Here is a 12,723-nt window from a genome sequence, read left to right as displayed (position 1 = left end):
TACCTTTTTAAGTATGTACGTAGCCAAGGCTACTTATTAAAACGTACGAATCTCTTCACGATATGCTGCCACTTGTTCTTTCATGCGCTCAATGTTATCCGCATCAAACTTATCCAAAATAGCTATTGCAAGTTCAATCGCTACCATAGATTCAGCAATAACCGCGGCGGCTGTAACTGCAGTTGTATCTGAACGTTCAATAGAAGCTTTATGCTCTTGATGCGTATCAATATCAACTGACTTCATCGGACGATATAAGGTTGGAATCGGTTTTACGACACCACGAACAGTAATCGCCTCACCGGTTGTCATGCCGCCTTCAAATCCGCCCAAATTATCAGTTCCGCGATAAAATCCTTTTTCTGAATCCCAAAAAATTTCGTCCATAATTTGATCGCCATATTTTTCAGAATTATCAAATCCACCGCCAAATTGTACCCCTTTGAAAGCATTGATACCAACAATTGCACGTGCAATTTTACCATCTAATTTCTCATCAGCTGATACATATGATCCAAGTCCAACAGGCATGCCTGTTGCTATAACTTGTACCTGTCCCCCCACTGTATTTGCGTCACGCTTAGTCTTATCAATCACTTGACGAATCGCTTCATCAGCTTCCGCTGTTAAGGCTCGTGTTGCAAAACTTTCAGTCACAGCACGTAATTCTTGCAAATTTTTATACTGGGTTAAGACATTTAAATCTGATTTTGCAGGTCCCACATTAACAACGAATCCGTGAACATCAACGTTAATTTCTCGCAATAATTTTTTTGCTACTGCTCCCACAGCAACACGCATAGTTGTTTCGCGGGCTGACGAGCGTTCCAAAACGTTGCGCAAATCATCGTGATGACGATATTTCATGCCACCTACTAAATCAGCATGTCCAGGACGTGGTCGCAAAACCTTACGCAGCGTATTTTCTGGTGTTGCAGGGTCATTAGGGGCCATGATTTTTGACCAACTATTGTGATCATCATTGTGTACATTTAATGTTATGGGTGATCCTAGTGTTGTTTGATGTCGCACACCAGTCAGAAAAGTCACCGTGTCTGTTTCAATTTGTTGACGCTCACCACGACCATAACCATGTTGACGACGTGCTAATTCTTCGTTAATATCTTCTTGCGTAATATGTAATCCTGCTGGGATTCCCTCAATGATAGCAATTTCTTCTGGTCCATGGCTCTCGCCAGCTGTTGTGTAACGCATAGTTATTTATTGTGTGAGATACATAATAACTGCCCTCTCACACATTCCTTTCAGATTTTTATTTAATAAACGTCGGCATATCTGCCATGCTTTTTTGAACAATCACAGGATTGCCAATTTTTTTAAGTGCAACAAGGTTTAAAATACCACCACGATTTTTTTTATCATTGATCAAATGGTCAAAAAATTCAGACGTACCGATTAAATTTGAGCTTGTTGGTAGTCCTACCGCCTCTAAACGTGCCTTGAGCGCGGTAGTCAAATCATCAGATGAGACACCATCGCGAGCCATTCGCTCAGTCATCGCTATCATACCAATAGCCACGGCCTCACCATGACGTAGTTCCCCATGAGCTAGTAACTCAATCGCATGTCCTATCGTGTGCCCAAAATTAAGATACTGTCGTTGCCCGGCTTCCTTCTCATCACGCATCACAATTTTTGCTTTATAGGCAATGGCGCGTTGCGACAGTTCCTGTGCATGCACGCGAATGTCATGGATTGATTTTATGGTGCCAGTGAAGTCGAAGAACTCTTGACTATCCAGTGCAGAAGTCTTAACAACTTCACCATAACCTTCTACTAAATCACGATCAGTTAGCGTGTCCAAATAAGTGCTATCAACCAAAACTAAATCTGGTTGGTAAAATGTGCCCGCAATATTTTTTGTATCACCCAAATTAACAGCCGTTTTGCCACCAACTGACGAATCAACTTGTGCGGTAAGTGATGTCGCAATTTGAATAAAGCCAATACCACGCATATACAGTGAGGCCACAACCCCACCTAAATCGCCAACAACTCCGCCGCCTAAAGCAATTAAGCCATCGCCACGTGTAAATCCCGCTTTAGCCATTTTGGCAATCAAATCACCAGCCACCGTTAATGACTTTGATTGTTCACCAGCTGGTACTTGTAAAGGTAGGACATCAAATCCTGCTGCTTCAAGTTGCTGCTGTGTTTTAGTCAAGTAAAGTGGTCCAACATGGCTATCTGTCAATAAGGCAATTTTACGAAGCGGCCAAACAGCCAAAATTTCAGAACCGATTCGTGTATGTGCTGTGTTATTAATTTTAACATCATATGCTGTTTGATCAAATGATACATGTACGGTTGCCATAGCTATTCCTTTCTAAAACAAGCATCAATGTTCTCAATTATCGTGCGCAACAATATCGTGTATCTGTCTCACTTTATTAGCCAATTTAGCAAAAGCATCTGGTGTCAATGCTTGTGCGCCATCCACGAATGCATGAGCTGGATCATCATGTATTTCCGTCATAAGACCTTGACTACCAGCCGCCGTAGCCGCCAGTGCCAATGGTGTCACAAACTTTGCCACGCCTGCTGCATGGGAAGCATCTGCGATAACTGGATAATGCGTCAAACTTTGTAAAACAGGAATGGCTGACACATCAATCGTGTTACGCGTATATTTATTATCGTACGTCCGAATACCACGTTCCATTAGCATGATTTGATGGTTGCCGCCTGCTGCAATATATTCGGCAGCGTTTAACAAATCATCAATTGTTGCTGACATGCCACGCTTCAAAACAACTGGCTTACGTTTTTGGCCCAAAGCTTTCAACAAAGCGAAATTTTGCATATTCCGCGTACCAACTTGAAAAATATCAGTATATGAATCAACTAAGTCAACATCACGTGTATCTAAAATCTCAGTAATCATGTCCATACCGAGTACGTCGGCCGCGGCACGATGGGCTTTTAGCCCTACTTCACCATTCCCTTGAAAAGAATAGGGTGATGTCCGTGGTTTAAAAGCCCCGCCACGCAAAATTGTTGCGCCTGCCGCTTTAACTTGTCGACCCATTTCAAGCACATGTTCTGCACTCTCAATCGAATCAGGTCCAGCCATAAATACGAAATTATTGCCGCCAATAATTGAATGATTTGTCTTTATAATTGTATCATGTGGATGGAAATCACGTGACGAAACAATCGCTTGATGATGATTTGTGATTATTTCAACAATATCTTGTGATATTTCATTCAAAGTACTTTCAGGCAATGTTTTAACACCTGCCAAAGCCACCCGATTCTCATGTACAAACACTGGTTTAATAGGGTTTTTAGTATCTAATTTTTCGGCAATTTTTTGCGCCATGTCATTGTTTTTTGTAATTAATATCATCTTATTATCCTTCTATGGCTTGTGCCATTAATTGCCGATCAGCGGGTTGATTGAACCAATATTCAAAACTTAATGCACCTTGACCAACTAACATCGATAAGCCATTTTGTGTCAGTAGCCGATGCTTATTGGCTGCTTTTAATAGCCCTGTTTGTTGGTTACGATAAATCATGTCGACGACCAATGCATGTTGCGGTAACAATCCGATTTGATAGTCTGTTAACAGGGTTCTCGCATCGTTCATGCCTACTGTTGTGGCATTGATTAGCAAATCTGCCTGTTGTAACGCATCTGATAAAGCATGATTATTAGATAAATCAGCGAGTTGCCCAATACCCTGACTCAAATATGCAATGGCCGTTTCGCGTTGAGACCAATCTGAATGCGCGCGATTAAAGGCTGTCAAATGTCGAACGCCATACAATTTCGCTGATGCAATAACAGCTCTTGCTGCACCGCCGGTACCAAGAATCACAACATTTTCGTGTGGCTGATTAGGGTTCATACTTTGCCAAAATCCGTCGCCATCAGTACTCGTACCAATCAAGCGGCCGTTCACATTCTTGACTGTGTTCACTGCCTGTAAGCGTTGTGCTGATGGTGTTAACTCATCTAAATACTGGATAATATCTGTTTTATAAGGCGTTGACACGTTGAAACCACCAACATTTAAAACTTTTAGCCCCTTAATAGCTGTTGCTAAGTTCTCCGGTTGCACATCAAAGCTGTGATAATAAGCGTCAATATGCCGTTCATCAATCATTTTATTTTGCATAACGGGTGATTGAGAATGCCCTGCTGGATGTGCTATTAAACCATATATCGTCATTTTATTTCTCCAAATATTGCGTAATTTTTTTAACAATTACACTTGCGTTCAAACCATATTCATCCAAAATGATTTGCGGTTCAGCACTCATACCAAACTGATCAATACCAAATATGAGGCCATTTTCACCGGTTAATACTTGCCACCCAAGTGTTGTTCCTGCTTCTATTATCACATTTTTTGCAGCATCTTTGGGGATGATTTGTGCTTTCTCTGCAGTATTTAGAGACAAAAACTGCTGCAAATTAGGCATTGAAATCACACGATTAGGTACATTCAATTGCTGGCTAACTGCCAAAGCTAGTTGTACTTCTGATCCTGAAGCAATTAAATTTATCACAGCTTCTGGCTGTGTCGCAATTTTAACCGCACCATTTTTAATCGCTAAGTTAGCTTGTTGCGATGTTCCTTGAGAACCAATGGTGCCACGACTCAAAATTAAAACGGTTGGTCGATTGACGGACATGAGTGCTTTTTGCCACGCCACTGCAATCTCTTCGGCTGTTCCAGGTCGTAAAACATCAATACCTGGAATCAATCTTAAACTCATAATTTGTTCAATCGGTTGGTGAGTTGGCCCATCTTCTCCGACCGTAACACTGTCATGTGTGAAAACATAAATCACTGGCAATTTTTGCAAGGCACTCAAACGAATAGCTGCTTTCATATAATCTGAAAACACTAGAAATGTGGATCCAAAAATTTTGGTACCACCATGTAATGCAATACCATTCATGATAGCTCCCATACCAAATTCTCTGACGCCAAAAGCAATATTACGGCCTGTACGATTATGCTTATCAAACAACGGTGATGCGACAATTTCGGCATTAGTTGAGGCGACTAAATCAGCCGACCCACCCCATAACTGGGGCATTTGTTTAGCAAACGATTGTATAACAGATTTCGAAATTTTACGGCCAGCCATATTTTTAACGCTATCTGTCAATTTTGGTGTCGTTGTCACTTGATGTTGCGTAAAAAATTTATAGGCTGTTAGTTCATCCACATCTGGTGAACTCTGCTGACTTAATCGTACTTGAATGCGTTGACGCATATCCTGAAGCATGTCAGCCGCTATTTCAAACCCACTCATTTTCGTACTTAACTTAACTGCCAAAGTAGCCATTTGTTCTGATGTTAACGGCGTGCCATGCGCTTTGTTGGTGCCAGCAAAGGGCCCGTGGTCACCAATTATCGTTTTAACTGCAATAAATGTTGGTTTTAAGGTGCGCTTAGCTTGCTCAATCGCATGGTGAATTGCAGAAACATTATGACCATCAGGTACATCGAGTACATCCCAGCCGTAACTTGCAAAGCGTGCCATATTATCTGAAATGTCTGATCTACTTTTATCACCGTCAAGACTAATACTATTATCATCATGGATAACAATCAATTTCGATAAAGCTTGTTTACCAGCTAATGACGCTGCTTCATGACTGACGCCTTCCATGAGATCACCATCTCCAACAAGAACATATGTATAATGATCAACGACACTTGGAAATTGATCATGTAATTTCGCCTCAGCCATAGCCATACCCACAGCCATACCTAGTCCCTGTCCTAATGGTCCTGTTGTCGCTTCAACACCAGGTGTTACGCCGACTTCTGGATGACCAGGTGTTTTTGAGTGTGGTAATCTAAAATGTGCCAAGTCATCAGACGATAGGTCAAAACCAGCGGCATATAATGTGGCGTAAAGCAACGCAGCACCATGTCCAGCTGACAATACGAAGCGGTCTCGATTAATCATATCCGGATTATTTGGATCGATCACTAACTGGTTTGCATATAATTCATATAAAATCGGCGCAGCACCAAGCGCAATACCTGGATGCCCAGATCCAGCTTTAGAAATCATTTGATTAGCAAGCAAACGTAAACTGTTGACTAATTTTAATGATTCAGTAGGTAACGCTAATGTTTCATTCATAATTTTCTCCTAATAAAAAACCGTACTAATGTGGTTTCACCTAGTACGGTTTATTAAAACAGTTATACTCTGCCAAATAAAAAGTCACTAAGTGTTAAAATTCCACTTAGTGACTGAACCTTGAAAAGCTTCTGGTCGCTAAGTGCGTCGAAAACCGACGCACTTAGCATGCGACGGTTCTACATAAACCAGAAGTAATAGTAACTATTATTTTTGTTTTTCAAAGTTTGTTTGGTCATTAATTTATTCTCTTATCATTATTTAATATTTTAAGTATACTATGGGTCATTAAATTTGTCAACTTTTTATTAAAAATAACATGAGATTTCACTCACTTAAAATGTCGATGTACCGTATTATAGATTATTGCTACAACATATACACCAATGATTCGATCTAAATAATCAGTACAAGTTTGTACGAGTAGTATCGAAGCCACTTGATTCATGCCCACACCGTGTAAAATTTGAACAACAATACTTGAACCTGAGGATGTAATACCATGGAATAAGATAACAGTAATAAGCGTGCTAACAATTGTCGCTGGCACTGAGATAATTAATGCTAACCACCAAATTTTTTTGAAATCGGTTGCCCTAAATTTTTTATAAACAAACCCAGAAACGAGTGCCGTCGTTATTTGACTCGGCATAAAATAAATTGAAAAAAGATCTCCTGTTGACCCATTTATGAGTGCCGTCAATATACCAGTAATTACGCCGCCAATTGGACCAAAAAATGCACTGCCTAAAAGCGTCCCAATCGTATCTAAATAAATTGGCAAACGTGCATAAAGTGCCAAGTGCCCACCTACGATATTAATCACGATAAATAATGCCAAAAGTGCAATTTTTTGCGCTGAAAAGTTTTTTCTCATGATAACCGCTCCAAATTCGTAGCGATCATATTGAGTTCATGTTCAATCTCATCAACATCACTGGCCAATAAGCCACTCACAATGTAGGCCATGACGCGCTTTGCATCAATATTTTGTATAATCCTTGCATTAGCTGGCTTTTGCCAAAAATCAGCCACATCAACAATACTTTGTCCTAATGCTATACCACGCGTTACCACAGTAACATACTTATGGATGTATCTAGTTAGTTCAGGATGTAATGCATAAACAATGACCAGCGGGTCATTAATCACCGCACCTAATACATGTTCTTGCTGCCAATGAAAATCAAAGTAAAAACGACTTATTTTCGTGATAAACGCTGTTTTTTCAGGATTTAAATAGGTCATCATTTGTAATATGTTTGGTGTCAAAACAACTTTGCGCGTCACATCAAGTGGCACAAGCTCAATTTCAACAGGACTATGCTTAAAAACATAATCTGCCGCATCTGGATCAACCCAAAAATTATATTCTGCAACGGGTGACGTATTCCCATTTGTCTTGTAAGCCCCACCCATCACAATCAAACGAGAGACATGCTGCCAAATGAGCGGTTGTTGTTGCAATGATAACGCAACATTAGTGAGCGGTCCAAGTGCCATAAACCACACATTATTATATTGATTCAATAATGTTGCGTAGCCCGCTTGTGCGCTTAAATCGACAGGCAGTTTATAATCTGTTACAGCAGGTATCCCGCTCTCACCTAAACCATCCATACCATGTGTATCTTGTGCACTAACGTATTCATGTTTTAATGGTGCTATCGCGCCAGAAAAGACAGGAATATCTAAACGATCAACCTCTCGTAAAATTTTTAATGTGTTTTGAAAACCAATATCGGTTGGTACATTACCTGCAACAATCGAAATACCAATCACATCTAGTTCTGGTGAATTGAGTGCGACTAAGAGCGCAAGACTATCATCAATTCCCGGATCCATATCAATAATTACTTTGTGTGTCTGCATTATCTTTCCTACCTTTCAAGGTTACTTGGTTTTTTATCCTGGGCAGTTTTCGAACCAGTCCAATAACAACGTATTGATTTTGATAAATGCTTATTAAGTGTACCAAAAATTTAAGCACAATAAAACCCAAAACTAAGTTTTGGGTTTTATTGTGCTTAACGTGCATAGTATAAGATAGCCAATGCACCAACACCGGTATGTGTTGATATGATAGGCCCTGTTGTCATCACTTCAATTTTAATATCCGGCCAAATTTTATTTAACCTAACTGCCATTTTTTCAGCAACCTCTGGCACACCCGCATGCGAAACACCAATCGCTAATATTTCAGAATATTCTTGCATTTTAGCAATCACACCATCGTTAAATTTGCTGAGCGCTTTCATGCCACGTCCCTTGGTAATTACTTCAACTGACCCAGTTTTATCGACACCGGCACCAACTTTAATGTTCAATAGATTGCCAATGAGACCAGAAGTTTTGCTTAACCGCCCACCAGCAACCATATTATCAAGCGAAGTGAAACTTAAAAATGTGTGTGAATTTGAACGTACTTTTTCAATTTCAGTCAAAATCTCAGACATCTCAGCACCATTTTGTGCCATCTTAGCCGCAACTAAAACACAAAAAGCTTGTGCGCGATCGGCATTCAATGAATCAAAGGTAGTTATTTTAGCAGCAGTTAGCGCGGCTGCTTGATCAGCTGCATGAACAGTCCCTGACAAACCGGAAGACAAATGTATACTTAAAATTTCTGAATTCGGATTTTTTTCGTGAATCGCCTCATACACTGCTTGAAATTTACCAATTGATGGCTGAGACGTTTGTGGTAAGCTATGGCTTGTTACCATTTTTTCTAAAAACTCATCACGTTGAATCGTCACGCCATCCTCATACACAACACCGCCAATTTGGACAGTTAGGGGTATAACAGTAATATCATATTGCTTTATTTCTTCTGGTGTCAAAGCCACAGCTGAATCTGTTACAATCTTAATATTAGACATTTTCTCCTCAATTCCTGCGCTTATAACGTTCCACAACAAACGCATAGTCATTTTTATCATCTTTTTCGTGGGGCTGTCGACTGATTAACTCAAACTGCGTTAAATCAATGTCATCTACGAAGGTATCCCCATTAATCACAGCGTCAATACGGGTCACAATTAAATCCGTCGCATATGGCATAAAAGTGCGGTAAATTGATGCCCCACCAGCAATAGATACATCTCTTGAATCATTTTTAATAGACGCTAACACGTCATCAGGAGAATGTGCAATCAAAACATCATCAAAATCAGTTTGCCATGTTGGTTGTCTAGTTAACACTAAACTCGTTCTATTTGGCAAAGGTCGGCCAATACTTAGCCACGTTGTACGCCCCATAATCATCAATGTATCAGTTGTCTCTTCACGAAATAATTTCAAATCAGCGGGAATATGCCAAGGCAATTTCCCATCTTTGCCAATAGCATGCTGTTGGTCTTCTGCCCATACCATTTTAATTTTTCTCATGTCACCGACTCCTTTATATATGCTATTAATGCGTCGTATTTGTTGTCAATTTTGCCAAGCACAACTGCACGTTCAGTCATTCTTAGTGTGCGTCCCATTTCAGGACCCGGTGCCACTAGGCCCATTGCTATTAAGTCAGCGCCATTAATTGCTAACTCGGCGCTTTTAGAAATTGGTAACGTTTCAAATATGCGATTCACGTGTCGTAGCATCCCATCAGATACTTTTATCAAATGCAATACTTCTAACAGAATATCACGATATGTGTAGACCTGATAAAGTTCAATGACATGGCTATCTGTAATATGCCGCACTATTGGCACAATAAGCGAAACTACTTTTACATCTTCACGACTCATTTTCCATATACGCATAAAATGACTCATTTGTTTTGTATTCAAATTCGAACGTGCCAACAAATGAACCCAGGCCACTTGCTCAGAATGTGCCTGACTTGACGTGAGATCCGCCATCACTAACGATAAATCCCACGATCCCATATCACCAGGTAAGTATGACATAACTTGATCTCTAATCGCAATTTGCAAACTTTTAGCTGCTTGTGATCCCATCAATAACTTTTCAAATTCTACTCGAATACGTTCAACCGCAATTTTTTCAAGATTAGGTGCTAATTTTTGCAATGCTTGTTGCGTATTTATTTCAATATCAAATCCAAGTTGCGCACTAAATCGTAGCGCGCGCATCATGCGCAACGCATCTTCTGTAAAACGCCCTTCGGCCTGACCAACAGCACGCACAACGCGATTTTTTAAGTCAGTTAATCCATCAAATAAATCGATTACACTGCCAGAATAATTCATTGCTAGTGCATTAATCGTAAAATCACGCCTTTTTAAATCTTCTTCAAGGCTACGAACAAACTTTACCTTATCAGGTCTACGAAAATCTGTGTAGGTTGACTCTGTCCTAAAGGTTGTTACTTCATAGCCCGCACCATGATCCAAAACCATGACCGTACCATGCTGAATACCAGTGTCTACTGTTTTTTTAAACAACGATTTAACTTCTTCGGGGAAAGCAGAAGTTGCAATATCAACATCATGTATTGGTTTATTTAAAATCATGTCACGCACTGCCCCACCAACAAAATATGCTTCAAATCCAGCATCTTCGAGTATCTTTAAAATAGGCTGTGCATCAATAAATTCTTGTGGTAACGCATTCATTTTCATTACTAAAGTCCTTAATCAAATTATACCAAAAACATACAGTGAATACCCTTAAACGAGACGTTATTTTTTAAAGCACAGTTACGAATATCTTTAAAAAGCAAGATCTTCCAAACGTTGCTGCATATCCGCATCGTTTGGGTCTAAAAACAAGTATTGTTTCATTGCCGATATTTCCGCATCACGGTTACCTTGTTGATGATACCAAGCTATTAAGTCAAACAAAAACGTGGCATTTTCCTGAAACAAAGGCAATGCCGACTCAAAATAGGCTTGTGCTTTGTCGTCATTACCTGAAGCTTGATAAGCGCGCGCTAGATACCAATAAAATTGTGGATCTGATACATCATCAGCTAAGTATTGCGTTAGCATATTAATAATTTCATCAACCCTGTGCTGTTCAAAAAGTAATTCAGATAACACAATAATTGTCATGACATCAGCATCATCAATAGCCAAAGCTTGCCTGTAGTATGTTTCAGCTGTCGCTGTATCTCCTGTTTTTACCGCCGCAGTACCTGCCAACCGATATAAGCGTGTATTTGTCTCATCTTGTGCTAGACCTGCCTGATATGTACGATAAGCGTCATCTAGTTGCTGTTTGTTTTCATAGGCTTGTCCCAATAGCGGATAAACTGATGTATATTTGGGATCCGTTTCCAAAATATCATTAAAGATATGAATTGCTTCATCTTCACGTTTATTTTCTTGGTATAAGATGGCCAACTGGAAACGTGTATCCGTTGTCATTTTATCCAACTTAATTTGTTCTAAATAGCCAATGGCATTGTCATAATTACCTACTTGGGCATAAGCAACGCCAATACGAGAAACGATGTCTACACGACTCATTTCTCGTTGTCCTTTTAATAATAAAGCACGGTAGCGTGTGATAGCTTTTTGAAAGGCTTGGTTAGCATAATAGAACTCTGCTAATGCAAATTGAATCACTTCTTCATCTGGCGCTATTTCTTCTGCTTGTAACAAACTATATTCAGCGGACTCGTTTAGTCCTTCTGTTTGATAAATATCTGCTTTTACAAGTAATGCGCGCAAATAAGAGTCTGATTCAGGTTTAATTTGTGCTAAATAATTTTGGGCGTCATCAATTTCATCGTCCTCAATCGCTATATCTGCTAATGCAGTTCTGATACCATCCTCTTCTGGATATTTTTCTAATAATTTTTTATACGCCCGTCGTGATTGATTTAAAAAGCCTAGCGCATATAGCTCTTCGGCTAAACTGTATATTAAATTATCATCATCATGTCGTAAAGATTGTGCAAACAGTCGTTGTGCTTCTTCTAACTGCCCACGTGACAAAGTATCTAACATCTGCTGTGCATAATTTGTTGCCATAATTTGCTCCCTTAGACGTGCACTTTTAACATTCTAAATAATATATATGAATGCACGCCATTTAATTGAAAATGACTGTAGCACTTGATTAATGTCCTTATTTTTATTAACATACTATTTTAACATAAAATAACTTTATAAACGCTATATACCACTTTCTTAATGTACAAAGTCAGTGGTTAATTTTTACAGTTGCTTTAATGTGCAATAAAAAACGTTATCCTTTTTGGGATAACGTTTCACAGTACATATACTACTTTTTAAGATTGTCAACGCCATCTTTTACTGCTTCAAAAGCATCCTCTGCTTTATCCTTCACAACTTCGGTAGCGTCTACCAATTTATCCTTAGCTTTACCAAACAAACCTTGTGCTTTACCTTCTACTTCGCGACTTTTGTCACCGGTAACCTTACCTTCTACTTCTTTTGCCTTACCAGCAACTTTGTCCTTGGCGTTATCAAACTTTTCTTCAACTGTCATAAGAATTTCTCCTTGAAATTTTATTTGATGTTACAAGGTCAGTTTACCATATCGACTGCTTTTTGTATAACAATAGGCCTTAGGACTTGCTTATTAATAAAAAAACAATTCTTTAAAAGAATTGTTTTTCACATTGAAGAATGTTAATTAACGCATAAACTCATG

At 39.4% G+C, this 12,723-nt stretch carries 12 protein-coding genes; all 12 read right to left on the bottom strand.

The genetic code is table 11. The features are described 5' to 3' along the window. Positions 1–36 precede the first annotated feature (36 nt). Positions 37–1,215 carry a chorismate synthase gene (gene aroC / locus AB3K24_RS04590; RefSeq protein ID WP_367974019.1) on the bottom strand — a complete coding sequence of 393 codons (1,179 nt, stop codon included), beginning with the start codon at positions 1,213–1,215 and terminating at the stop codon, positions 37–39. A 58-nt stretch (positions 1,216–1,273) separates the two neighbouring features. Beyond that, a complete protein-coding gene (gene aroB / locus AB3K24_RS04585) occupies positions 1,274–2,335 on the bottom strand; it encodes a 3-dehydroquinate synthase (RefSeq protein WP_367974018.1) in 1,062 nt (353 codons plus the stop codon). A 33-nt stretch (positions 2,336–2,368) separates the two neighbouring features. Further along, positions 2,369–3,370, bottom strand: a complete 1,002-nt coding sequence (aroF, locus tag AB3K24_RS04580; protein ID WP_367974017.1) for a 3-deoxy-7-phosphoheptulonate synthase — start codon at positions 3,368–3,370, stop codon at positions 2,369–2,371. A gap of 4 nt (positions 3,371–3,374) precedes the next feature. Next, positions 3,375–4,199, bottom strand: a complete 825-nt coding sequence (locus AB3K24_RS04575; RefSeq protein ID WP_367974016.1) for a shikimate dehydrogenase family protein — start codon at positions 4,197–4,199, stop codon at positions 3,375–3,377. A gap of 1 nt (position 4,200) precedes the next feature. Beyond that, positions 4,201–6,138, bottom strand: a complete 1,938-nt coding sequence (locus AB3K24_RS04570) for a transketolase family protein (RefSeq protein ID WP_367974015.1) — start codon at positions 6,136–6,138, stop codon at positions 4,201–4,203. A 331-nt stretch (positions 6,139–6,469) separates the two neighbouring features. After that, positions 6,470–7,015 carry an ECF transporter S component gene (locus AB3K24_RS04565; RefSeq protein ID WP_367974014.1) on the bottom strand — a complete coding sequence of 182 codons (546 nt, stop codon included), beginning with the start codon at positions 7,013–7,015 and terminating at the stop codon, positions 6,470–6,472. Further along, entirely contained in the window at positions 7,012–8,010 is a 999-nt protein-coding gene (locus tag AB3K24_RS04560) for a nucleoside hydrolase (RefSeq protein ID WP_367974013.1), read from the bottom strand. Before AB3K24_RS04560 ends, AB3K24_RS04565 begins: the two co-directional genes overlap by 4 nt. A gap of 155 nt (positions 8,011–8,165) precedes the next feature. After that, complete coding sequence (locus AB3K24_RS04555; protein ID WP_367974012.1) at positions 8,166–9,017, bottom strand: DegV family protein; 852 nt, start codon at positions 9,015–9,017, stop codon at positions 8,166–8,168. A gap of 7 nt (positions 9,018–9,024) precedes the next feature. Next, positions 9,025–9,525 (bottom strand): dihydrofolate reductase, encoded by a 501-nt coding sequence (locus AB3K24_RS04550; protein ID WP_367974011.1) that lies wholly within the window; start codon positions 9,523–9,525, stop codon positions 9,025–9,027. Beyond that, the gene (locus tag AB3K24_RS04545; RefSeq protein WP_367974010.1) at positions 9,522–10,721 is read right to left on the bottom strand and encodes a CCA tRNA nucleotidyltransferase; all 1,200 of its coding nucleotides are present in this window, start codon (positions 10,719–10,721) and stop codon (positions 9,522–9,524) included. The genes AB3K24_RS04550 and AB3K24_RS04545 overlap by 4 nt, the downstream gene beginning before the upstream one ends. Positions 10,722–10,811: 90 nt before the next feature. Next, positions 10,812–12,077, bottom strand: a complete 1,266-nt coding sequence (locus tag AB3K24_RS04540; protein WP_367974009.1) for a tetratricopeptide repeat protein — start codon at positions 12,075–12,077, stop codon at positions 10,812–10,814. A gap of 253 nt (positions 12,078–12,330) precedes the next feature. After that, entirely contained in the window at positions 12,331–12,558 is a 228-nt protein-coding gene (locus AB3K24_RS04535) for a CsbD family protein (RefSeq protein WP_367974008.1), read from the bottom strand. Positions 12,559–12,723 lie beyond the last annotated feature (165 nt).

Source organism: Leuconostoc aquikimchii, assembly GCF_040838325.1.
Taxonomy (GTDB): Bacteria; Bacillota; Bacilli; order Lactobacillales; family Lactobacillaceae; genus Leuconostoc; species Leuconostoc aquikimchii.
The sequence above is the reverse complement of the archived record's forward strand: the minus strand, read 5'-3'. Positions and strand labels throughout refer to the sequence as shown.